22 protein-coding genes and 1 tRNA gene are annotated in these 21,784 nt (G+C 62.0%); 5 read left to right on the top strand and 18 right to left on the bottom strand.

The window, feature by feature from the left end; all coding sequences use genetic code 11:
* The 14 genes from PDO_RS16305 to obgE form a co-directional block, all read right to left on the bottom strand.
* Positions 1–318: hypothetical protein (locus PDO_RS16305; RefSeq protein ID WP_007604231.1), on the bottom strand; the 318-nt coding region annotated here is incomplete at its 3' end.
* Between the two features lie 13 nt (positions 319–331).
* On the bottom strand, positions 332–529 hold the full coding sequence (locus PDO_RS16310; protein WP_141649927.1) for a hypothetical protein: 198 nt from the start codon (positions 527–529) through the stop codon (positions 332–334).
* A 240-nt stretch (positions 530–769) separates the two neighbouring features.
* The gene (locus PDO_RS16315) at positions 770–1,759 is read right to left on the bottom strand and encodes an ABC transporter ATP-binding protein (RefSeq protein WP_141649928.1); all 990 of its coding nucleotides are present in this window, start codon (positions 1,757–1,759) and stop codon (positions 770–772) included.
* Between the two features lie 69 nt (positions 1,760–1,828).
* Positions 1,829–4,003 carry a TonB-dependent receptor plug domain-containing protein gene (locus PDO_RS16320; protein WP_007604234.1) on the bottom strand — a complete coding sequence of 725 codons (2,175 nt, stop codon included), beginning with the start codon at positions 4,001–4,003 and terminating at the stop codon, positions 1,829–1,831.
* Between the two features lie 397 nt (positions 4,004–4,400).
* Complete coding sequence (locus PDO_RS16325; protein ID WP_007604235.1) at positions 4,401–4,928, bottom strand: RNA pyrophosphohydrolase; 528 nt, start codon at positions 4,926–4,928, stop codon at positions 4,401–4,403.
* Between the two features lie 7 nt (positions 4,929–4,935).
* Positions 4,936–6,117 carry a divergent polysaccharide deacetylase family protein gene (locus PDO_RS16330; RefSeq protein ID WP_007604236.1) on the bottom strand — a complete coding sequence of 394 codons (1,182 nt, stop codon included), beginning with the start codon at positions 6,115–6,117 and terminating at the stop codon, positions 4,936–4,938.
* A gap of 78 nt (positions 6,118–6,195) precedes the next feature.
* Positions 6,196–7,515: a S41 family peptidase gene (locus PDO_RS16335; RefSeq protein WP_007604238.1), complete on the bottom strand. Its 1,320-nt coding sequence runs from the start codon at positions 7,513–7,515 to the stop codon at positions 6,196–6,198.
* On the bottom strand, positions 7,505–8,932 hold the full coding sequence (locus PDO_RS16340) for a murein hydrolase activator EnvC family protein (RefSeq protein WP_007604240.1): 1,428 nt from the start codon (positions 8,930–8,932) through the stop codon (positions 7,505–7,507). Before PDO_RS16340 ends, PDO_RS16335 begins: the two co-directional genes overlap by 11 nt.
* Positions 8,933–9,090: 158 nt before the next feature.
* Entirely contained in the window at positions 9,091–9,573 is a 483-nt protein-coding gene (rlmH, locus tag PDO_RS16345) for a 23S rRNA (pseudouridine(1915)-N(3))-methyltransferase RlmH (RefSeq protein WP_007604242.1), read from the bottom strand.
* Positions 9,574–9,781: 208 nt separating this feature from the next.
* Positions 9,782–10,216, bottom strand: a complete 435-nt coding sequence (rsfS, locus tag PDO_RS16350) for a ribosome silencing factor (protein WP_037074483.1) — start codon at positions 10,214–10,216, stop codon at positions 9,782–9,784.
* A gap of 106 nt (positions 10,217–10,322) precedes the next feature.
* The gene (locus PDO_RS16355) at positions 10,323–10,910 is read right to left on the bottom strand and encodes a nicotinate-nucleotide adenylyltransferase (protein ID WP_192814379.1); all 588 of its coding nucleotides are present in this window, start codon (positions 10,908–10,910) and stop codon (positions 10,323–10,325) included.
* A gap of 53 nt (positions 10,911–10,963) precedes the next feature.
* Positions 10,964–12,247, bottom strand: coding sequence for a glutamate-5-semialdehyde dehydrogenase (locus PDO_RS16360; protein WP_007604248.1), 1,284 nt, complete (start codon positions 12,245–12,247; stop codon positions 10,964–10,966).
* A complete protein-coding gene (gene proB, locus PDO_RS16365) occupies positions 12,240–13,463 on the bottom strand; it encodes a glutamate 5-kinase (RefSeq protein WP_007604259.1) in 1,224 nt (407 codons plus the stop codon). The genes PDO_RS16360 and proB overlap by 8 nt, the downstream gene beginning before the upstream one ends.
* Positions 13,463–14,557: a GTPase ObgE gene (gene obgE / locus PDO_RS16370; protein WP_007604266.1), complete on the bottom strand. Its 1,095-nt coding sequence runs from the start codon at positions 14,555–14,557 to the stop codon at positions 13,463–13,465. The genes proB and obgE overlap by 1 nt, the downstream gene beginning before the upstream one ends.
* 84 nt (positions 14,558–14,641) lie before the next feature.
* Between obgE and PDO_RS16375 the strand changes: the two genes are divergently transcribed.
* Positions 14,642–15,499, top strand: a complete 858-nt coding sequence (locus PDO_RS16375) for an endonuclease/exonuclease/phosphatase family protein (RefSeq protein WP_007604268.1) — start codon at positions 14,642–14,644, stop codon at positions 15,497–15,499.
* Between the two features lie 38 nt (positions 15,500–15,537).
* On the opposite strand, the gene PDO_RS16380 is transcribed toward PDO_RS16375, so the two are convergent.
* The 4 genes from PDO_RS16380 to rplU all read right to left on the bottom strand — a co-directional run bounded on the left by PDO_RS16380 (position 15,538) and on the right by rplU (position 17,533).
* Entirely contained in the window at positions 15,538–16,140 is a 603-nt protein-coding gene (locus PDO_RS16380) for a GNAT family N-acetyltransferase (RefSeq protein WP_007604269.1), read from the bottom strand.
* Positions 16,137–16,772, bottom strand: coding sequence for a GNAT family N-acetyltransferase (locus PDO_RS16385; protein ID WP_007604270.1), 636 nt, complete (start codon positions 16,770–16,772; stop codon positions 16,137–16,139). Before PDO_RS16385 ends, PDO_RS16380 begins: the two co-directional genes overlap by 4 nt.
* Positions 16,773–16,909: 137 nt before the next feature.
* On the bottom strand, positions 16,910–17,182 hold the full coding sequence (gene rpmA, locus PDO_RS16390) for a 50S ribosomal protein L27 (RefSeq protein ID WP_007604271.1): 273 nt from the start codon (positions 17,180–17,182) through the stop codon (positions 16,910–16,912).
* 36 nt (positions 17,183–17,218) lie between these two features.
* The gene (gene rplU / locus PDO_RS16395) at positions 17,219–17,533 is read right to left on the bottom strand and encodes a 50S ribosomal protein L21 (protein WP_007604273.1); all 315 of its coding nucleotides are present in this window, start codon (positions 17,531–17,533) and stop codon (positions 17,219–17,221) included.
* 283 nt (positions 17,534–17,816) lie between these two features.
* Here rplU and PDO_RS16400 point away from each other — a divergent pair.
* The 4 genes from PDO_RS16400 to PDO_RS16415 all read left to right on the top strand — a co-directional run bounded on the left by PDO_RS16400 (position 17,817) and on the right by PDO_RS16415 (position 21,706).
* Positions 17,817–17,906 (top strand) — tRNA-Ser (locus PDO_RS16400).
* A gap of 609 nt (positions 17,907–18,515) precedes the next feature.
* Positions 18,516–19,238, top strand: a complete 723-nt coding sequence (locus PDO_RS16405; RefSeq protein ID WP_007604274.1) for a FadR/GntR family transcriptional regulator — start codon at positions 18,516–18,518, stop codon at positions 19,236–19,238.
* Positions 19,235–20,407 carry a PLP-dependent transferase gene (locus PDO_RS16410; protein ID WP_007604275.1) on the top strand — a complete coding sequence of 391 codons (1,173 nt, stop codon included), beginning with the start codon at positions 19,235–19,237 and terminating at the stop codon, positions 20,405–20,407. Before PDO_RS16405 ends, PDO_RS16410 begins: the two co-directional genes overlap by 4 nt.
* Before the next feature lie 39 nt (positions 20,408–20,446).
* Positions 20,447–21,706: an ABC transporter substrate-binding protein gene (locus PDO_RS16415; RefSeq protein ID WP_007604276.1), complete on the top strand. Its 1,260-nt coding sequence runs from the start codon at positions 20,447–20,449 to the stop codon at positions 21,704–21,706.
* Positions 21,707–21,784: the final 78 nt, after the last annotated feature.

The raw sequence follows: 21,784 nt of genomic DNA on the forward strand, positions 1-21,784 counted from the left end.
CTTGATCTTGAGGTTGCGGATGGAGTGGCCACCCGCCTCGACGATCTTGCGCGCCTCCGGCGTCAGCCGGGAGAGAACGTCGTTGATCACGACTGCTTCCGTGCCACCCAGGAGTTTCCCGGTGGTGTCGTCCCAGATCAGCTTATAGACCGCGCCATGGCGGAAATAGTTGATCTCTACCTCGGTGACACCATGCGCCTTTGCGACGATGATTTCCCCGAGTTTGGAGCCGACGAGAAAGCGGGCAACGGCTTGCTGAACATCGACCGAGAGATCCCAGAACGAGTTCAGAAGAACTTTGCTTTCGTGCATCGTCATGATCTGGCCCGTCCTAGTGCTTGTGAGCACCGAGTTCGACCTTGCTCTTGTCGATATCGATTTCACCCTTGCCGGCCAGTTCCGCAACAACGGCCTGCAGCCGCTGCTGTGCCTGAGCGAAAGCATCGTCATGGCCGGTGGCCTCGACGAAGGCTTCAAGCTCCAGCTTGTCCCCATTGTCCAGCATGTGGGCGATTTTGGTCTTGAACATCTGCTTCATATGTATCCTCACTTTTTGAAGCTTGCAGTTTAGTCGCCACTAAAGCGACTGTTGTCTGTGCCGAGTGATCAAACTCGCTCAGCACACTTCTCACCAGCGGAATGCAGTTGTTGCACTTGGGCATGCATCCGATGGATCTGAAGCAGGTCTTGACGTTGTGGGCCCCGGCGCGGCAGGCGGCGCGGAAGGTCTCCTCGTCAATGTCGTGGCAGGTGCATCTTGTCCGGCAGGTCACAGGGCGATCTCCTCTGCGCGGGTTTCATGCGGGCGAAGCGCGCGCCTGACCGATGGCCAGCATTCGCGGATCTTGTTGTGCATCTTGGTGACCGCGCTCAAGGGCTGGTTGAGCAGCTTCAAATTGACCAGGAAGACGCCGATCTGGACGGCCGACAGTTGCTCCGGCAGGAGTTTCCACAGGCCGCTGAGCGACATGATGAGCAGGAAAACCAGCGAAACCCAGAAGGCGAAGTCACTGATCGCCTCGCTGGCCTGTTTGTAGAGCTCGAAGCGGATGCGGTTCGAATAGAGCTTTTCCTGCTCGCGGTGGAGCTTCAGCCGGTCGCCATCGGCCACGGCGGAGCTGACGCTGCCGAACAGCACCAGCCCGGTATGGCTGAGCCGCTGGATCAGGGTGCCGAATGTCAGCGACGCGAGGAATGGCACGAGCGCCGATACCAGCAATGCCGGCAGCAATTCGGGAGACAGGGTCGTTTGCCAGATCAGCACGGCCGGGACGCCGACCAGGACGACCCACATGTCCTTCTGTGCCAGGTCGAAGAGCTTGACGACGTTCTTGCAGTCATTGGTCGCCTTGGCGACATGGTTGCCCGGATCGCCATCGCCGCGGATTTCGAACCATCGGCGCTGGACGTCGATCAACAGGCGATCGTCATACATGCGGTTGGTCACCTTCTCGACGATATGCAGAAGCGAGAGGCCGAGAAAGATTGCGATGGCATAGGGGGTATAGGTCAGCAGTTCGACCAGGCTGAACAGCCTTTCCCCTTGCGAAATCTCAAGCAGGACTTCCTTGGCGAACCAGGCCTGTACCGGGGCGATGGCCGGCGTGACGATATTGGGAAGAACGGTCAGCGCCAGAAGCCATGGATGCGCCAGCATCATGGTGAGCAACTCCCAGATCAGCGCTGGAAGCGGCGCGCGAGGACAGTGGCTGCTGCCCGCTGTCGCTGCGATCTGTCCTTCTTTTTCCAGCACCTGCATGACCATTCCAGACGGGAGTGATGTTGGCTTGCCCGGCCCGCCGGAGATGACGGGCCGGGCTGAGTTGGGTTAGAATTTTGCGCGGATGCCGGCGAAATAGCTCTTCACGCCTTCCTGGATTTCCGTCGTGCCGTCCGCCTTGTGGCTGACACGCTCGGTTCCGGTGACGTTCTTGGCGAGTGCATAGAGTTCGAATGTCTCGGTGAGCTGGTAATTCATCGCAAGGTCGAGCGAGAGTTCCGCGTCGCGGGTTTCATTGGCGCTGTCACCGGCGGAATCGATCCGGGCGGTGTAGCCGAGGCCGGCGGACAGCGAGAGTCTGTCGCTCGGATCCGTCCATTCCAGCGCGACATCGGCGAAGAACGGCGCCTGTTCCTTGAATTCGCGTGTCGTGCCGTCAGCCTGGGTGACCTTGCTGCGGGCAAATGTCTGCGTTGCAAATACGGAGAAGCCGCTGACGACAGGCACGTCCAGCGCCGAGAGGCTGATGCGCTGGCTGAGGATGATGCCATTGGTCCAGCCATTGCCGACGTTCTGGTACTGGTAGACGCTGTCACCATCGCTGTTGAGCGTGCCGGTATCGACCGTTTCCATCAGGTCCTCGATCGCGCGGTGGAAAAGCCCGAAGGACAGTTCCATGTCGCTCGTCTCGTAGGTGACGCTTGCATCGAAAGCCCAGGCGCGCTCGGGGTCGAGATCGGGATTGCCGAGCAGCGTGTCGGAATTCTGCGGGATCAGGTTGTCGAATTTCGGCCGGTTGACCAGGCGCGCGACGCTGGCATCGACGGCCCATTCCTCGGTCGCCTGGAAATGCACTGGCAAGGACGGCAGGACGTCGAAGACATTGCCGCCACCGGTCGTGCCATCGGCAATCGCGGCGTCGAGGTCGCTTGCTTCAAAACGCAGGCCCGGCGCGATGGTCAATCCGTTGTCGAAGGTGATTTCATCGAGGACATAGCCGGCCCAGACCGTTTCATCGATCGCATAGACTTCCTTGGCATCCAGTGCCTGGACAACGCCACCGACCGTCTTCTGCTTTTCCTTGGTCCGGTCGCGGATACGGACCAGAGCGCCGGTCTTTACATCATGCTGCACGCCGCCAAGCTCGAACGGCAACAGCAGATCAACCTGGCTAAAGGTGACGCGGTCGAGCTTGTCCTCGATTTCCGTCTCGTATTTGTTGGTCGTTTCAACGCCGGCAGCGTTGAAGATGCGCTTGCCCTTGTCCTTCTTTTCGGTGGTGCGGTAATTGCCCGCCAGCACCTCGACGCTCGCGCCGACCCAGGTGTCGAAATCGTGCCGCCAGGAGCCGCTCGCACCATAGGTCCGCTTTTCCTTCTGCTCGACTTCCGTCTCGCTTCCGTTGCCGGAGCCGTTGGCCTTGTATTTGTATTTGATCTTGTCCTTGTCTTCATCGAGTCCGAGAAGCAAAGGTTTCAAATGGACGGCATTGGCATCGTTCTGCCACAGGATATCGGCGAGCGCGCCGAAGGTATTCATCGACTTGTTTTCGTCCTCGGCTTCGGAAAGAAGTCCGGTCGCGGTGAATTTTTCCTTGGTCTTGCTGTTGGAATTGCGCGCCCGTGTCAGGCCACCCTGGGCGCCGAAATTGTCGGAATACATGCCGCCGCCGATCGCGCCGAGATCAAACAGGGTCAAGCCGTCGGAACTGCCGCCGATCGCGTTGTGGACCTCATACCGCGGTGTTTCCGGGATTTCGGCCAGCTTGACCTCTATGCGTCCGGCAAGGCCATCGGCTTCCATGTCGGCGCGACGACCGCGGATCACCTCGACGGAGTCGACAAGCCCGGCCGGCAGGCTGTCGAGATTGAACTCGCGCTTTTCGCCGCCGTCCGGCAGCACGATGCCGTCGATCGAGGTGCGGGTATATTCCTTGTCCATGCCGAGAACGCGGGCATCCTTGTCTTCGCCCGGTGCGCCGCCGGTCATGACACCGGGAAGCCGCTTGACGAAATCCTGCGCCTGCGAGCCGCTTGGCAGGCGGTCGAGCTGATTGCGGTCGAATGTGTCGCCCGGCACGTTGCCGCGGGCAATGCCTTCGCCGACGCAGAGCGGACGTCTGTCACCCTCGACGCGTGTCTGTCCCGCCGGCAGGCACAGGCGGTCGCTCTTGCCTGAAATCACGATTGGATTGAGAACCGTGTCGGCCTCCTGCGCATACACTGCCGCAGTGCCCACCATTCCCACGAGAACCGCAGCAAGCGGCCCGACAGTCGAACGCATAACCTATCCCCCGGTTAACATGACTCAAAGAGTCATGTTAACCGGGGGATAAATATGAGTAGGACTGTCAATATTTAGTTTGGCAAATATCTGGAATTGTTCGACTTGCCATCCGGGCGAGATACCAAGTGTCGGTGGAGCCTACCGAACTGGGGCATTTCCGGCGAAAACCGGTTCACGCTTTTGCTGGAATCGCAAGCCCCGGACCTGACTTTCGGAACGGAAACGCGCTCGCTTGTGCTGCGGGTGTTGCACAGCCGGTGCAGGGGTGCTGGCATGGGTGCTGACGCTGCATTGAGATGCTATGGCGCATCGCGTTTTGTGTGCGACGTGCGAAATGTCTCAGGGGCGTCCAGCGCTACCGGGTCGAGATCTGCCGAGGACAGGGTGTTCGAATTCAGCCGGCCAGATGGGCGAATTCCGCCACGACCTGCTCATAAACACCGCGCTTGAACGGTACGATCAGTCCTGGCAGATCCTGCATCGGCTTCCATTCCCAGGCATCGAATTCGGCCTGGTGGCCGCCGGGGGGCGGGTTGATGGCGATCTCACTCTCGTCGCCTTCGAAGCGGAAGGCGAACCAGCGCTGGGTCTGGCCCCGGTATTTGCCACGCAAGCCGATGCCGATCAGTTCGGCGGGCAGGTCGTAGTTGATCCAGCGGCTGGCTTCGGCAAGCAGCGAGACGGTCTTCATGCCGGTTTCCTCGTATAGCTCGCGGATGGCGGCCGGCAGGGCATCCTCGCCGGCGTCGATGCCGCCCTGCGGCATCTGCCAGAGTTGCGGCGAGCCGTCATATTCCGAATTGCCTTCGACCAAACGGCGGCCGGCCCAGACCAGGCCCTGGCCGTTCAGCACCATGATGCCGACGCAGGGACGGTAGGGCAGATCCTCGGCCTTGACCGATGGGGCGGGGGATTTTTTCATGATGTCCTCAAGGCTTGTTGTCGGTGGTCAGGGCCGAGACGCCGACGATCTCGATGCCGCGGGCGACCGCCTCTTCGCGCCATTCGGCGACGGCTGAAATCGTCTCGTCGAAGGCTGAGCCGATACCGATCGCCTGGCCGTTGCGCTGGGCAATGCGTTCCAGTTCATCGAGCTTGGCGAGGATCGCCTTGCGATCCAACTGGGCGTCGATCATCACGTCGCCGAAGGCATGGGGAATGCCGATCGCCTTGGCGAAGTCGCCAGAAAGCGAGCGGGCGGTCGAGCCATCGTCGAGGAAAAGCAGGCCGCGATTGCCGATATCGCGCATGATCGGGTCCATGGCCTTCTCGTCGGAGAGGAAGCGGGCGCCCATATAGTTCATGATGCCGGTGTAGTTGGTGATCTGGGCCATTGCCTGATGCAGGTTGGCGAGATTTGTGGCCTTGTTCTTTTCGGCCACCAGCGTGCCGCGACCGGGATCGTTGTTGGGATAGTCGAAAGGCTCCATCGGCACCTGGAGCACGACTTCATGACCCTTGCGGCGGGCTTCCTGCATCCAGCGGGTGAGGCTGTTGCCGGTGGCGGCAAAGGCGAGCGTCACGTCGTCGGGCAGCTCGCGGATGGCCTTCTGGCTGCCGGTCTGGCTGAGCCCGATGCCGCCGATGACGATGGCGATGCGGTTGCCGCGGGCGCCGGACCAGGGGCGGGCGTAAAATTCGACCGGTTTCAAACCATCGGTACCAATGATCGGCAGACGGCCTTCAGGGCTGTCCTCGAGCAGATCGTCATTCGGCTGGCCGGCCAGGCGCGGATCCTGGATGTGCGATCCGATGATCACCGGGCCTTCGCCGTCGCGTGGCTTGGGCGTGTATTTGGTCACGACGGAGCCGTCGTCGGTCACGGTGCGCTCGACGTTGGCGCCGTCCTGCGGTCGGCTGCGGCTGAGGCCCGAGCCTGCTTCGTCGAGGGCGGTCTTTTCTTCGGCGACGACAATCGGGGTTTCTTTGTCGGCGCCGGCCAGATTGATCGGCGGGGTGCCCTGAAGGGGAAGCGGGGATAGGGCGGTCAGAGCGGAAAAGCCGACAAGCGCCAGCACGGCTGCCGTGGAGCCCAATACCGAAAGGCGGAACCGTCGCTTGACGCGACTTCCGCCTTTTCGCTCCTGGCCGAGCGGTGCATGCAGATCCATGCGGGAATTCCAACGGCTATCGACGGGTCAAAACCCAGGCGCCCGCGCCCGTTGGGGCGCAGGCGATGGCTTGTTCGATTACTGCAGCGAGGCCTTTTGCGGATCGGCCGGGAAGGCCGGGTCCGTCTTGACGCCGCGCAGCAGGTCGAGGGCATAGTTCAGCTGGACGTCGTCCTTGGCTTCCGGCGGAACATAGGCGACAGAACCCGAACCTTCGTCGTTTTCGTTCTGGCCCTTGATGTGACCCGGCAGAGCCGATTCACCCTCGGAGCGCACCTTGCCCTGCAGTTCTTCCGGCAGCGGCTGTTCGACCTTGATGTCCGGCTCGATGCCGGTGCCCTGGATCGACTTGCCCGACGGCGTGTAATAGAGCGCCGTGGTCAGGCGCAGCGCACCCTTTTCGCCCATCGGGATGATGGTCTGGACGGAGCCCTTGCCGAAGGAGCGGGTGCCGAGAACGGTGGCGCGCTTCAGGTCCTGCAGGGCGCCGGCGACGATTTCAGACGCCGAGGCCGAGCCGCCGTTGACGAGAACGACCAGCGGCTTGCCGTCGGTGAGGTCGCCTGCGCTGGCGTTGAAGCGACGGGTGTCTTCCGGATCGCGCGAACGGGTGGAAACCACTTCGCCACGCTCGAGGAAGGCGTCCGAGACATAGATCGCCTGATCGAGCAGACCGCCCGGATTGAGACGCAGATCGAGAACGAAGCCCTTCAGCTTGTCGGCCGGAACGTCCTTCTTGATCTTCTCGATCGCAGCTTCCAGGTCGTCATAGGTCTTCTCGGTGAACGAGATGACGCGCAGATAACCGACGTCGCCTTCGACGCGCGACTTGACGGCGCGGATCGGGATGATTTCGCGCGTCACGCTGAGCTCAATCGGCTTGTCGGCACCCTTGCGCAGGATGGTCAGCTTGATCGCGGTGTTGACCGCGCCACGCATCTTCTCAACGGCTTCCTCAAGCTTGAGGCCGCGCACCGATTCGCCGTTGATCTCGGAGATGAAGTCGCCAGCGAGGATGCCGGCCTTGGAACCAGGCGTATCATCGATCGGGGTGATGACCTTGACCAGTTCCTCTTCCATCGTCACCTCGATGCCGATGCCGCCGAACTCGCCGCGGGTCTGGGTCTGCATGTCGGCCGCGTCCTTGGCGTTCATGTAGACGGAATGCGGGTCCAGCGAGGTGAGCATGCCGTTGATGGCGCTCTCAACCAGTTTTTCCTCATCCGGCGGCGTGACATACTGGGCGCGGATGCGCTCGAACACGTCGCCGAAAATCGACAGTTCCTTGTAGGTGGAAGGGCCAGCCGCCTGCGCGGGGACACCAGCCGAGTAAATGACGCTCATCGCGGTTGCGCCCATCAGTGCGCCGACGAGTAGAAGAGAAGCTCTACGAATCATTCTGTGCCTTTCCAGAATCGCCTCCGACCCACCAGGGGCGGGAATCAACCGGTTTTCCGTCTTTCCGAAGTTCTATGTAAAGTGTCGGGCGATCGGTTTCCAGCGCCAAAGCAGTGGCGCTTGCCACTCTTTTTTCCCCCATGGTCGCGAGGGGTTCACCGGAAAGCACGAACTTGCCCTGACTGGTGTTGATCCGGTCCATTCCGGACAGCACCATATGATAGCCGTCGCCCGTGTTCAGAATGATCATCTGACCGTAACTGCGGAAATTTCCTGCAAATACCACCCATGCGTCTGCCGGTGCAGTGACCAGCGCTCCCGGCGACGAGGCAATGACCATGCCCTGCGCCTGATGGCCGGTTCCGTCCGGATCACCAAACTGCCGCAGGGTCTCGCCGGCGGCCGGCAATTCCAGTTTCTGCTGCAGTTCCGAGAAGGGATATGCTGGCGCAATACGGTTTTTATCGGGCAATCCGGACTGCGCGAGTTCGCGGGCGCGGGTCCTCTGTTCCTCGGTCATCTGGTCGCGTCTCGCCTCTTCGGCGCGGGCCATTTCGGCCGCCTGGCGCGATGAGAGGATCTCGTTTTCCAGTGACTGAATCAGCGCTTCCATGGTCGATGCGCGTTCGGCAAGTGCTTCTGATTGCTTGCGTTCCGCCTGCAGCTGCAGGGTGTTGGTGCGCGCCAGCCGATCGTTTTCGGCAAGCAGCAGATCCATGCGCCGTTCCTCCTCCTGGCGGCTGGATATGGCCGCAACGAGCTGGTCCATTTCCGTCTTGCCGGCCTGGCGAAGGTCGATCAACTCTTTGAGATCGGCGGCAAGCTTGTCGGTCTGCTGGCGCATGCCCGGAACCACCGAACCGAGCAGGATCGCGGTGCGCACGGAGGCCAGCGCATCCTCGGGGCTGACCAGCAGAGCGGGTGGCGGGTTGCGACCCATGCGCTGCAGGGCAGCCAGTACTTCGGCCAGGATCGCACGCCGCTCGCGGAACGAGGCGCGGATGGCATCCTCCTTGATGCCGATGCCGGCGAGCCGCTTTTCGCCGCTGGTGATCTGTTTCTCGATGTCCTTGCGACGGGTGGCGGACTCGATCAGCGCCGTCTTCAGGCTTTCGGTGGTCTTGGCCAGCGCGTCGATGCTTTTCTGCAGTTCGGCGGACTTGTCATTCGACAGGCGCATGCTCTGCGAGATTTCCTGCAGTTCACGGCCGATCTGGTCACGCTTTGTCCGCAGTTCGACTTCCGCATTTGTCGGCGCAGCGGCGGCTGACGGATTGCGCGCGCCGGTCTCTGCGGCCGGCGGGGTGGAGCCGGTGGTTGCCGCGGGCTCCTGCGCCCTGACGACGGACAGCGGCGTGGCGGACGAAAGGGCGAGCGTCAACACGGCGATGGTCGAAACGGTGACGCTGCAAACCATCGGCGGCCACGCGCGCGGCTTTCGGCGACGCGGTTCGCTCATGCCAGTCTGGGCAGGCAGGGCAGTCTGGATGGTTTTCGCTGGCAAAGGATGATCCCGGTTCGGCGGGAAAATACGCTGATTTGCCGCGCAGGCAAAGCGGCATTGCGCCGGTGCCGTCAAACGCGGTGATAAGGGTGTCCGGTGAGGATGGTGACGGCGCGGTAGAGCTGTTCGGCCAGCAGGATGCGGACCAGCTGATGCGGCCAGGTCAGGCGGCCGAGATTGAGCACGAGCCTTGCCCGGTCGCGCAATTCGGGATCGACGCCATCGGCACCACCGATGATGAAGGCCATGTCGCGCTGGCCATTGTCGGCGGCATCGCCGATGAATTTTGCGAATTCCGGGCTGTCAAAGGCCTTGCCGCGTTCGTCGAGCACGACGATCAGGGCACCGTCGGGCACATTGCGGGAAAGCTCGGCACCTTCCTCGCGCTTGCGGGTGTCGGCATTGCCGGCGCGACTTTCGTTGAGCTCGACGGAGCGGGTAAATTCCAGCCCGCAGGCGGGACCAGCCTTGGCGAAGCGGTCCAGATAACGGGATGCGAGTTCCTTCTCCGGTCCAGCCTTCAGCCGGCCCACGGCGTAAATGCCAATTTTCATGACGGCGTTCCTCGTCCTTGGGTCACAAAACCAACTGTCCGGCAAAGCAGGCGCTTGCCGCGTCACTCCGGCTTCGGGACCGTCCAGAGGGACGGCTGGCCGTTGCTAGAACATTTCCGGTGAAAACAGCATCACCCGCAATGCTCCATCTGTGTTTTTGCACGCAATTCCGGCTGCAAAACCGCTGTGCAGTTCTGCTGGACTTGCGCTAGTGCAGGCGTCCTTCCTCGATGTCCGGAGCGGCCCACATTCTTTCGATATTGTAGAACTCGCGGATTTCGGGACGGAATACATGCACGATGATGTCTCCGATGTCGATCAGGACCCAATCGCCCACTTCCAGACCTTCGACGCGGGCATAACCCAGGCCTTCGTCCTTCATGTCGGAGATAAGGTGTTCGCTGATCGCCGTCACATGCCGGTTCGACCGTCCGGATACGACCACCATGTAGTCGCCCAGTGCGGACTTGCCTGCGATGTTGATCGAGACGATGTCTTCTGCCTTTGAGTCCTCGAGGCTCGAGAGGACCAGCTCAAGCGCGCGGGCTGCGGCATCGACGCCACGTTCCGGGCTTTTCGGGATCGCGCCATGCGCTCTTCCCTTGGTGTGCACTGTTGTCAGAGGTCTTCCTTTCCTTGGTATAACAGAACAGCACGTCTGTGATTCCCTGATGAGGAAATCACAGTAAAAGGTGGCATCGATCCGTTAATCTTTCAAGACAGACAAATGAATTGGAACAACCGTCCGCTCACGCTTCGGCTGCGGCGCGAAGGGCCGACGAACTGAGCGTCGAGCGCGGGCCGTGAATGAAGGTCCAGGCCGGCGCGGGCTTGCGCCAGAGCACGCCGGCATCATCCTCATCGATGCGGGCATAGTCGAAGGTGCGGGCCATTTTCGACGAGAGATAAGACAGCGTCGAGCCGGGCCTGTCGATCACGGCGATCGGGAAGGTGGTGGCGATCTTCTGCCAGCGCTGCCAGTGGTGGAAACCGGCGAGATTGTCGGCGCCCATGATCCAGACGAAATGCACATGCGGATTGCGGCTGCGGATGAAATCCAGCGTGCGGGCGGTGTAGCTGGTGCCCAGCGCCTGCTCGAAAGCGGTGACCTTGATGCGCGGATCGGCGGCCATGGCCTCGCAGAGCGCCAGTCGCTGCGCGAGCGGCGCCAGCTCGCGGCGGCTCTTCAGCGGATTGCCGGGCGTGACCATCCACCACAGCTGGTCGAGGCCGAGGCGGCGCAGGGCGATCTCGGCCACGAGCACATGGCCCTGATGCGGCGGGTTGAACGAGCCGCCGAACAGGCCGACGACCATGCCCCGCTCGACATGGGGCATGACGCGGTGGCGGTGGGCGACCTGTTCCTGTTCCACGATGTTCGGGGCCGGGTTCAGGGCCGGACCTGGCCGGTGCCGCGCACCCGGTATTTGAACGATGTCAGCTGTTCGACGCCGACGGGGCCGCGGGCATGCATCTTTCCGGTGGCAATGCCGATCTCGCCGCCCATGCCGAATTCGCCGCCATCGGCAAACTGGGTCGAGGCATTGTGGAGCAGAATGGCGGAATCGACCTCGTTGAAGAAACGTTCGACCACCTGCGGATCCTCGGCGATCACTGCCTCGGTGTGATTGGACGAATAGCGCGCGATATGGTCGATGGCGCCGGAAACGCCGTCGACGATGGCAACCGCGATGATCGCATCGAGATATTCGGTGCGCCAGTCTTCCTCAGTTGCAGTCTTCAGACCGGGAAAAACGCGCAGGACCGTGGCCGAGGCGCGGATCTCGCAGCCGGCTTCGGTCAGTGCTTCCAGCAGTGGCTTGAGATGCGTGGCGATCGCGCCGCTGTCGATGAGCAGCGTTTCGGCCGAGCCGCAGACGCCGGTGCGGCGCATCTTGGAATTGACGACGATCTTGGTCGCCATGTCGAGATCGGCGGACGCATCGACATAGACGTGGCAAAGACCTTCGAGATGGGCAAAGACCGGAACCCGGGCTTCCGACTGGACGCGGGCGACCAGGTTCTTGCCGCCGCGGGGCACGATGACATCGATCGCATTGTCGAGGCCGGACAGCATGGCGCCGACGGCGGCGCGATCGGTGGTCGGCACGAGCTGGATGGCATCGGCGGGCAGGCCGGCTGCGACCAGGCCCTTGACCAGGCAGGCATGGATGGCGCGCGAGGAATTGACCGAGTCCGAGCCGCCGCGCAGGATCACGGCATTGCCGGCCTTGAGGCACAGGGCGCCGGCATCGGCCGTCACATTCGGGCGGCTTTCATAGATGACGCCGATGACGCCAAGCGGCGTGCGCACGCGTTCGATATGCAGGCCGTTGGGGCGATCCCATTCGGCGATGATCGAGCCGACCGGATCGGGCAGCTCGGCGATTTCGCGCAAAGACTGTGCGATGCCGGCGATGCGCGATGCGTTCAGCGTCAAACGATCGATGAAGGAGGCGGCGACGCCGGTGTCGGCGGCGTTCTTCAGGTCGATGACATTGGCGGCGAGAATGTCGGCTTCGGCCGCGACAAGCGCATCGGCCATGGCGCGCAGCGCAGCATTCTTGGCGTCGGTCGATGTGTTGGCCAGTGGCCTGGCCGCGGCCCTGGCGCGCCGGCCGATATCCAGCATCAGGGCTTCGACGGAATTGCCATTGGCTGCGGTCTCAAGCATGGGCTGCATCTTTCCTGTCATTCTCGGCCAGTTCCCTGTCCGCCAGCTTCTTGTCGGCCGGTTCCTTGGCCAGGGTGTCCTGGCGGCCGCCGAGTTCGGTCATGACGAGATCGTCCCGGTGGATCATGGCGGCACGGCCGGCATAACCGAGAATGGCCTCGATTTCATTGGACTTGCGGCCACAGATGCGGCGCGCTTCCTCGGCATCGTAGCCCGCGAGCCCACGGGCAATTTCGCGACCTTCGACGCCGATGACGGAGACGGTGTCTCCCCGATGGAACTGTCCGGCGACGGAGCGCATGCCGGCGGGCAGCAGGCTCTTGCCGGCCTTCAGGGCGCCTTGCGCACCCGCATCGACATGCAGTTCGCCTGCCGGCTGGAGCTGGCCGGCGATCCAGGTCTTGCGGGCGGTGACCGGCGACTTCGAGGCGGAGAACCAGGAATGACGCGCGCCATTCTCGATGCCTGCCAGCGGGTTCATGGTCTTGCCCGAGGCGATGATCATGGCGCAACCGGCGCTGGTGGCGATCTTGCCGGCATCGATTTTGGTGCGCATACCGCCGCGCGACAGTTCGGAGGCGGCACCGCCGGCCATGGCCTCGATCTCCGGTGTGATGTCGTCGATCGTCTCGAGGAAACGCGCATTCGGGTCGAGATGCGGTGGGGCGGTATAAAGGCCGTCGATATCCGACAGCAGGATCAAGAGGTCGGCGCCCGCCATGGTGGCGACGCGGGCGGCCAGCCGGTCATTGTCGCCGTAGCGAATTTCGGTGGTGGCGACGGTGTCGTTCTCGTTGATGATCGGTATGGCGCCGATCTTCAGGAGTTGCTGGAGCGTGGCGCGGGCGTTGAGATAACGCCGGCGCTCTTCCGTGTCGCCCAGGGTCAGCAGGATCTGGCCGGCCACGATCGACGCGCGCGACAGGCTTTCCGACCAGTGGCGGGCGAGCGCAATCTGGCCAACGGCTGCTGCCGCCTGGCTTTCCTCGAGTTTGAGAGCGCCTTTCGGCAGATCGAGCACGGTGCGGCCAAGGGCGATGGCGCCCGAGGACACGACCAGAACATCGGTACCGCGCGCCTTCAGGGCGGCGATATCGTCGCAGATGGCATCAAGCCAGGCCTTGTTCAGGCCGGACGCACGATCGACCAGCAGCGCCGAGCCGATCTTGATCACGATCCGCTTGCAGCGAGAGAGCGAGCGAAGCTTGGTGGCCATTACGCGTCGCCTTCTCCGTCGAGGTCGTCCTCTGTCTCGGCAGGGTTGTCGGGACGGCTGTGCTTGCGGTTTTTCTCGCGGCGCTGGGGCTGCTCGCGATTGCCGCCGGCCGAGACGATGACGTCGCGCAGCGCACGTAGCGCATCGGTCATGCCCTTGCCGGTGATCGCCGAGAGCAGAAGCGGCGTCTGGCCGCTGGCCTTCTTCAATTCGGCCATCTTCTTTTTCAGTTCCGCCTCGTCGAGCACGTCGATCTGCGACAGTGCGACGATCTCGGCCTTGTCTTCCAGCCCGCCGCCATAGGCTTCGAGCTCGTGCTTGACCGTTTTGTAGGCCTTGCCGACCTCTTCTTCCTGGGACGAGACCAGATGCAGAAGCACGCGGGTACGCTCGACATGGCCGAGGAACCGGTCGCCGATGCCGATGCCCTCATGGGCGCCTTCGATCAGGCCGGGAATGTCGGCCAGAATGAACTCGCGCTCATCGATGGTCGCGACGCCGAGGTTCGGATGCAGCGTGGTGAAGGGATAATTGGCGATCTTCGGCCGGGCGCGGGTGACGGCGGCAAGGAAGGTCGACTTGCCGGCATTGGGCAGGCCGACAAGGCCAGCATCGGCGATCAGCTTCAGCCGCAGCCAGACATTCTTTTCTTCGCCTTCGAGGCCCGGATTGGCCCAGGTTGGCGCCTGATTGGTGGCGGACTTGAAATGGGCGTTGCCGAAGCCGCCATTGCCGCCGGCGGCGAGCCGGAAGCGCTGGCCTTCCACGGTCAGGTCGATGATCAGGGTTTCGAAATCTTCCTCGAAGATCTGCGTGCCGACCGGCACCCTCAGCGTGACATCGCCGCCATTGGCACCGGTGCGGTTGCGGCCCATGCCATGGGTACCGGTCTGCGCCTTGAAATGCTGCTGGAAGCGGAAATCGATCAGGGTGTTGAGGCCATTGACGGCCTCGACCCAGACATCGCCGCCGCGGCCGCCGTCACCGCCGTCCGGACCGCCGAATTCGATGAATTTTTCGCGCCGAAACGACACAGCGCCGGCGCCGCCGTCGCCTGAGCGAATGTAAACTTTTGCTTCGTCGAGAAATTTCATCTTGGTGCCGTTGATCTTCTGTCTGGTTTTGCGGATGGATGGGGCAATCGATATAGCCGGTTGAGGCGGAGGTCAAAGAGTATCGTGAAGTTCGTCAGCTACAACATCCAGTATGGCATTGGCCAGGATGGTCGTTTTGACCCGGAGCGCATTGCGCGCGCCGTCGATGGGGCTGACGTGATCGCGCTGCAGGAGGTGACGCGCGGATTTGTCCGCAATGGCCATGCCGATCTTGTCGAAACCTTCTCGTCGCTGTTTCCGGCGTATTTCGCGTCCTTCGGCGCGGCCAGCGACGTGCTGGTCGATCATGCGATGGTCGAGGGCCGGCTGCGCGAACGGCGTTTCCAGTTCGGCAATATGGTGCTGTCGCGCTTTCCTGTTCTGGCTGCGCGCAATCTTCTGCTGCCTCGAGCGCGCACCTTCGACAAGCTCAACCTGCAGCGTGGCGCGCAGGAGGCGGTGATCGATGCGCCGGGCGGGGCGTTGCGTGTCTATTCGGTTCATCTCGACCATGTCTCTCCCGACGAGCGCATGGCCCAGATCGCCTATCTGAAGGCGCGGGCCAACGGCTTTGTCGACGAAGGCGGCGCGCTGACCGGCGCCAGCGAGTTCGCCGTGCCGGATCCGGCGCTGCCCGCCGACTACCTGCTGATGGGCGATTTCAACATGGAGCCGGAGGGGCCGGAATGTATCGCGATGGTCGGCCGGGACGATGCTTTCTATGGCCGTGTGGCACGCGCCGACCGGCCGATCGACGCGGCCGCGCATCTGAAGGCGCGGACGGCGGACGGCTATAGCTGGATCAGTCCCGACGGTGCGGTGCGCAAACATCTCGACTACTGTTTCGTCAGCGGCGGCCTGGTTTCACGATTGAAGACCGCCTTTGTGGATAATGAGACGACCGCCTCCGACCATTACCCGGTCTGGGTGGAGCTCGCCTGAGGTTTGCCCGGGCGGCGAACCGCCCGGATATCGGTGGACTAGCGGTCCCGGTTGCGGCTTTGAAAGCCGGACTGGGTTATCCGCATGTCGATCATCGGTGCCATGGCGCTGCGCGACAGGGAATAGACGTCGCTGACCCCGACAATCGTGCAGCCGAGCTTTTCCAGCACCTTGAACGAGGCCGGATTGTCGGCAAAGGCGCCGGCGGCGATTTCGGCCTGCGGCATGCGGCGGAAGACATGATCGAGCACGGCTTGCGTCGCCTCGCTCATCAGCCCCTTGCCCCAGTAGAAACGGTTCAGCCAGTAGCCGAGATGCCAGAGGCCATGGCGCAACTCGACCGACACCGTGCCGATATGCACGTCATCGGCCATGGTAATGGCAAAGAACCAGTCCGGCTTCAGGCCGGATGTCACCGTGTTCAGCCAGTCGAGCGCATCCTGCCGGTCATAGGGGACCGGCACACGCGTCAGCATGCGGGCGACGGCAAAATCCCCCAGAGAAGCTGCGATCGGATCGGCATCGCCGATCTTGTGCGGGCGCAGGGCGAGGCGATCCGTCTCGATGACCGGGCAGGGGCCGGGCATCGGCATGTCGGTCCGCTGCGTCCGGCTGCGGGGCTTGCTCAACAGCGCGCTCATCGCATTTCCCCCCAGCTCTTCAGGGACAGCCAGGTCTTGCGATCGAGCCTGTACCATTCGACCGGCACCATGCCGCCCATGGCCAGGTTGCCGACCATGCCGGAGCCCTGGAACTGGAAGCCGCATTTCTGGATGACCCGGCGCGAGGCGATGTTGGTCACCCGGCATCGCGCATCGATGCGGGCGATGTCACGGGTGCGGAAGGCCATGTCGATCAGGGCATGGGCCGCTTCCGTGGCATAACCGCGGTTCCAATAGGGTTCGCCCAGCCAGTAGCCCATTTCCAGCGTGTCTTCATCCGCCGCATGCGGCTCCAGCGCGCAGCAACCGAGGAATTCGCCGTTTTCGGCTTTGGTGATGGCGTAGACGCACTTGCCAATCTCGCCAATATTCGTGCGTCGCACAAAATCGGCGGCGTCTTTTGCCGTGTAGGGATGCGGCATGCGCGAGACCATGGTGGCGATCGCGGCATTGTTGGCGAGATGGGCAAGGGCGTCGATGTCTTCTACGTGCGGGCTGCGCAAAACGAGCCGTTGCGATAACAAGACGGGGCAATCGGTTCTCGACCGATCGGGCCTTGGCCGATCTTCGGGCGACCGCGATTGGTCGTCCCTTAACAGTAAGCTGTCCATGGTTCAGTCTCCTTCTGGTTGAAAAAAGGCATAAAAAAGAGGGGAGATGGCGCCCCATCTCCCCTTTTTTCTAGACTGAACCTGGTACGGCCAGCCGGGTCGATGAGACGCCGGCTGGTTTAAAACGCTACCGGCTTTTATTCTGCTGCTTCGGCCGCTTTCGGCATCACAGACACGTATACGCGGCCATTGGCCTTCGTACGGTAGGCGACGTTGCCGGCGGTCAGAGCAAAAATGGTGTGATCCTTGCCGAGGCCGACATTGGCGCCCGGATGCCACTGCGTGCCACGCTGGCGCAGGATGATGTTGCCTGGAATGACGACTTCGCCGCCGAACTTCTTCACGCCAAGGCGCTTGGAGTTGGAATCGCGACCGTTGCGCGATGAACCGCCAGCTTTTTTATGTGCCATGGGATTTCTCCTTTAAACCGTGTTTCTCGTTGACCGTTAGGCTGCCACGATGTCCGTGATACGGACGACCGTGTGATGCTGGCGATGACCGCGCGTGCGCTTGGAATTCTGGCGACGGCGCTTCTTGAACGCGATGACCTTCTTGCCACGGTTGTGTTCGACAACTTCTGCCTTGACGGACGCGCCAGCAACGAAGGGTGCGCCAAACGTGGCATCAGCACCTTCGCCGACAACGAGAACTTCGGTGAATTCGATGGTTGCACCAGCTTCGGCTTCCAGCTTTTCGATGGTCAGCACGTCGTTGGCGTTCACGCGGTACTGCTTACCGCCGGTCTTGATGACTGCGAACATTTTTTATCCTTTCATGTTCGTTCCGGCTCTGCCCTTGGGGTGGCCGTCTTTTTGTCAGTCGGATGGCAGGACGACGCATGCGCCTTTGTCCTGCCGGTGGGGCTCCGCCTGTGGCGAAGAACGAAAGGCGCAGGTATCCCACGCTTCAAGTCACGGGTCGCATACGTGAGGGCCCCAACGCTGTCAAGATAAAAGCTTTTGAAACCGTCACATTCGCTCTTGCATGGGGGGTGAACTGTCGCTAAGAGACAGCCCGCGCACAACTTGCGCCGACCAGCAAAGCGGAGAGGTGGCTGAGTGGTCGAAAGCACCGCACTCGAAATGCGGCATACGGGCAACCGTATCGTGGGTTCGAATCCCACCCTCTCCGCCATAACTTCATTTGTCCATACCGTAGACATAGGTACCAGTTTGTGCCTAAGGCATGGGTGACAACCTCGCGCCGAACGGGTTGTCGATGGTTTGCAAGGTTCTCCGTTCAAGATCGATCTATCCGGGATCAATGGGTGCGACGCGTAAAAGCTGAATGCCGTCGTCGACCTCCTTTTGCGCGTTTCGGCCTGGTCAGAACGGTCGAGATATTGATTGCCTTTCGATAGGTGCAAGCCCGTCCGCGGTTGGTGACGAGGACGTCCGGGTCACGGAAGGCATCGTTGATTGGGGCGCGCGCTCGGGCCGCGCAGCCTCTGTGGGTATTTCACTTGACTTTTGTCTGCAGGATCGAGAGCCGGCCGAATTTTTGCGGCTATGGCGGGGCTTCGGCATGTCGACATGATCCATGTTTTACATCTTCTGGCTGAGGTCGGGGAGGGCTCCCTGGCCCGAGGGACCTGAAAGGTCCGGCGTGCGGTTTCTGCGCCGTTGATCTTTTGGAAAGGGTCTTTTCGGCATCGCGCAGGCAGCATCGAGGGCTTGACGGGTTTCGTGCAATTTGCATTATTGATCAGATGTCAGACCAATTTAACCGGAAGACACGGCGCTGATGAGCAGGCAAAGGGACGATAGGGCGGTATTGTCGCCACTGCCTCCGGTCGATCGGGTTCAGCAGGTCACGGCGGCTCTGGCGGACTATATCAAGGGTTCCAACCTTGTGCCGGGCGACCGTTTGCCGGCGGAGCGCGAACTGATGATGGCGCTGGCGGTCGGTCGTTCGACCATCCGCGAGGTTATCCGGCATTTCCAGGCGCTCGGTGTCGTCGAGGCGCGCAAGGGCAGCGGCACCTATCTGCTCAAGCCGATTTCCGGCACCACCATCCATATGCCGCTGTCGCTGGACACGACGCATCTGCGCGACGTGCTTTTGAAGACGCTCGAGGTTCGTCGCGGGATCGAGGCGGAGGCCGGTATGGTGGCCGCCCGCAAACGCACCGCCGAGGACCTGAAGGATATCGAGCTGAAGCTCAACGAGATGGAACGGGTGCATCTGTCCAAGGGCACGTCCGGGCCCGAGGACCTGCAATTCCACCTCGCCATCTATGATGCGACCCACAATCCGCTGTTTCGTCAGCTGCTGGAACAGATGCGCGACGCCTTCGAGCGCTTCTGGGACAAGCCGTTCGACCGGCCGGATTTTGCCCGTCGGTCCTTTCCGTTTCACCGCACCCTGTTCAACGCGATCGCAGACCAGGATCCCGAGGCTGCCCGCGCCGAGACACTGAAGATCCTCGACATCGTCGAGCAAGACATCAAGGAAATGTCCCAATGAGCAACGGCTTTGATCCGTTCGAGAATGCCTCCCTCATCGTCGCTCATGACGAGGGAAATGCCTATGACGCGGTTGTTCCGCCGATCGTGCAGACCTCGCTTTTCACCTTCACCGACTATGACGACATGGTTTCGTCCTATCGCGGCGAGAAGGTCCGGCCGATCTACACGCGCGGTCTCAATCCGACCGTGCGCATGTTCGAGGAGATGCTGGCGAAACTTGAGGGTGCGGAAGACGCGATCGGCTTTGCCAGCGGCATGTCGGCAATCTCCTCCACCGTCCTGTCGTTCGTCGAACCGGGTGACCGTATCGTTGCGGTCAAGCATCTCTATCCCGATGCCTTCCGGCTGTTCGGCACGCTGTTGAAGCGGATGAAGATCGAGGTCACCTATGTCGACGGGCGCGACGAGGAAGAGGTGGCCAAAGCGCTGCCGGGCGCCAAGCTCTTCTACATGGAAAGCCCGACCAGCTGGGTGATGCAGACCCATGATGTCAGGGCGCTGGCGGCTTTAGCCAGAAGCCATGGGGTGATCAGCACGATCGACAACAGCTGGGCGAGCCCGATCTTCCAGCAGCCGATCGCGCTGGGTGTCGATCTGGTCATCCATTCGGCCTCGAAATATCTCGGTGGCCATAGCGACGTTGTCGCGGGTGTCGTTGCCGGTTCGAAGGAGCTGATCGGCCGGATCCGGGCAGAAGCCTATCCCTATCTCGGCGGCAAGCTGTCGCCGTTCGACGCCTGGCTTCTGATCCGCGGGATGCGCACCCTGCCGATCCGGATGCGGGCGCACGAGACCTCGACGATTGCGATTGCCCAGCGGCTGCAGGGGCATGATGCGGTGGAAACCGTCTGCTATCCGGGGCTCGCCAACCAGCTGCCGCCCGGCCTGTCCGGCACGTCCGGCCTGTTTTCCTTCATCTTCAAGGAGGGTGTCAATGCCCGCACCTTTGCCGACCATCTCAGGCTGTTCAAGCTGGGTGTGAGCTGGGGCGGCCATGAAAGCCTGATCGTGCCGGGCGAAGTCGTCCTGTCACAAAAAGCACAACCCAATTCCGCGGAAGCCTTCGGCATCAGCCCGCGGTCGGTACGGCTCCATGTCGGCCTGGAGGGAACGGAGGCCCTCTGGAGCGATCTCGATGCGGCGATCACTGCCGCCTCGTCTGGCTGACACCACGACAAGCAACATCAAAACAGAGGGGAATAAACAATGAAAAAACTGATTACGGCGACATTGTTCGCCACCATGATGGCGGGAACCGCCATGGCCGATACGACGCTGAAGCTGGTCGAAGTGATCACCAGCCCGGAGCGCACCGAAACGCTGAAATCGATCGTCGGCAAGTTCGAAGCCGAAAATCCCGGCACCAAGGTCGAGATCATCTCGCTGCCCTGGGGCGAAGCCTTCCAGAAGTTCGCCACCATGGTTTCTGCCGGCGAAATTCCCGACGTCATGGAAATGCCGGACACCTGGCTGTCGCTCTATGCCAACAATGGCATGCTGGAAAGCCTCGAGCCCTATCTGAAGGATTGGGAACACACGGCCGGCATGACGGACCGCGCGCTGGAACTTGGCCGTGACGTCAAGGACACCGCCTATATGCTGCCTTACGGCTTCTATCTGCGCGCCATGTTCTACAACAAGAAGATCTTCGCCGAAGCCGGCGTCGACGGCCCGCCGAAGACGATGGACGAGTTCGTCGCAGCATCGGAGAAGATCTCGAAGCTGCCCGGCAAATACGGCTACTGCCTGCGCGGCGGCCCGGGCGGCCTGAACGGCTGGATGATGTTTGCCGCCACGATGGCCGGCAACAACGAGTTCTTCAATGCCGACGGCACCTCGAAATTCAGCGAGCCGGACTGGGTCAAGGGCATCGAATGGGTCGTCGACCTCTACAAGAAGGGCTATGCGCCGAAGGACAGCGTCAACTGGGGCTTCAACGAGATCGTCGCCGGCTTCTATACCGGGACTTGCGCCATGCTCGACCAGGACCCGGATGCGCTGATCGCCATCAGCGAGCGCATGGATGCCGCCGACTACGCGGTTGTGCCGATGCCCAAGGGTCCGGCTGGCAAGTCGTTCCCGACTATCGGTTATGCCGGCTGGTCGATGATGTCGGCCAGCGCCAACAAGGATCTGTCCTGGAAGCTGATCGCGACGCTTGAAGGTCCGGAAGGCAATATCGAGTGGAACAAGCGGATCGGCGCACTTCCGGCGCTGAAGGCGGCGGAGAAGGATCCCTTCTATGCCGGCGAACAGTTCAAGGGCTGGTTCGACGAACTGGCTGACAAGGATGCCGTTCCGACCGTCATGCCGACCTATCTGGAAGAATTTGCCTTCTTCAAGGATTCGCTGGCGATCAAGACCACGCAGGAAGCCCTGCTCGGCGACATCACGCCGGAAGAGTTGGCCAAGCAGTGGGCCGAATATCTGACGGCCGCCCAGCAGAAGTTCCTGGCGAGCAAATAAGTCTCGCCATTGACGACCGGCAGGCGGCGGCCTCGAACCCGCCGCCTGCCGGCTCCTTCCCGACTGGAAACACGGCCC

It is taken from the genome of Rhizobium sp. PDO1-076 (assembly GCF_000247475.1).
In the GTDB taxonomy this organism is placed as follows: Bacteria; Pseudomonadota; Alphaproteobacteria; order Rhizobiales; family Rhizobiaceae; genus Allorhizobium.

What these genes read in the sequence shown, in the direction of transcription:
- PDO_RS16325 (WP_007604235.1), bottom strand. Translation starts at nt 4,928, where the DNA reads ATGAAAAAATCCCCCGCCCCATCGGTCAAGGCCGAGGATCTGCCCTAC.
- rlmH (WP_007604242.1), bottom strand. Translation starts at nt 9,573, where the DNA reads ATGAAAATTGGCATTTACGCCGTGGGCCGGCTGAAGGCTGGACCGGAG.
- PDO_RS16355 (WP_192814379.1), bottom strand. Translation starts at nt 10,910, where the DNA reads ATGCCCCATGTCGAGCGGGGCATGGTCGTCGGCCTGTTCGGCGGCTCG.
- PDO_RS16405 (WP_007604274.1), top strand. Translation starts at nt 18,516, where the DNA reads ATGAGCAGGCAAAGGGACGATAGGGCGGTATTGTCGCCACTGCCTCCG.
- PDO_RS16415 (WP_007604276.1), top strand. Translation starts at nt 20,447, where the DNA reads ATGAAAAAACTGATTACGGCGACATTGTTCGCCACCATGATGGCGGGA.
- PDO_RS16310 (WP_141649927.1), bottom strand. Translation starts at nt 529, where the DNA reads ATGTTCAAGACCAAAATCGCCCACATGCTGGACAATGGGGACAAGCTG.
- PDO_RS16315 (WP_141649928.1), bottom strand. Translation starts at nt 1,759, where the DNA reads ATGCAGGTGCTGGAAAAAGAAGGACAGATCGCAGCGACAGCGGGCAGC.
- PDO_RS16340 (WP_007604240.1), bottom strand. Translation starts at nt 8,932, where the DNA reads ATGGTTTGCAGCGTCACCGTTTCGACCATCGCCGTGTTGACGCTCGCC.
- obgE (WP_007604266.1), bottom strand. Translation starts at nt 14,557, where the DNA reads ATGAAATTTCTCGACGAAGCAAAAGTTTACATTCGCTCAGGCGACGGC.
- PDO_RS16410 (WP_007604275.1), top strand. Translation starts at nt 19,235, where the DNA reads ATGAGCAACGGCTTTGATCCGTTCGAGAATGCCTCCCTCATCGTCGCT.
- PDO_RS16385 (WP_007604270.1), bottom strand. Translation starts at nt 16,772, where the DNA reads ATGGACAGCTTACTGTTAAGGGACGACCAATCGCGGTCGCCCGAAGAT.
- PDO_RS16320 (WP_007604234.1), bottom strand. Translation starts at nt 4,003, where the DNA reads ATGCGTTCGACTGTCGGGCCGCTTGCTGCGGTTCTCGTGGGAATGGTG.
- proB (WP_007604259.1), bottom strand. Translation starts at nt 13,463, where the DNA reads ATGGCCACCAAGCTTCGCTCGCTCTCTCGCTGCAAGCGGATCGTGATC.
- PDO_RS16335 (WP_007604238.1), bottom strand. Translation starts at nt 7,515, where the DNA reads ATGATTCGTAGAGCTTCTCTTCTACTCGTCGGCGCACTGATGGGCGCA.
- PDO_RS16360 (WP_007604248.1), bottom strand. Translation starts at nt 12,247, where the DNA reads ATGCTTGAGACCGCAGCCAATGGCAATTCCGTCGAAGCCCTGATGCTG.
- PDO_RS16330 (WP_007604236.1), bottom strand. Translation starts at nt 6,117, where the DNA reads ATGGATCTGCATGCACCGCTCGGCCAGGAGCGAAAAGGCGGAAGTCGC.
- PDO_RS16380 (WP_007604269.1), bottom strand. Translation starts at nt 16,140, where the DNA reads ATGAGCGCGCTGTTGAGCAAGCCCCGCAGCCGGACGCAGCGGACCGAC.
- rplU (WP_007604273.1), bottom strand. Translation starts at nt 17,533, where the DNA reads ATGTTCGCAGTCATCAAGACCGGCGGTAAGCAGTACCGCGTGAACGCC.
- rpmA (WP_007604271.1), bottom strand. Translation starts at nt 17,182, where the DNA reads ATGGCACATAAAAAAGCTGGCGGTTCATCGCGCAACGGTCGCGATTCC.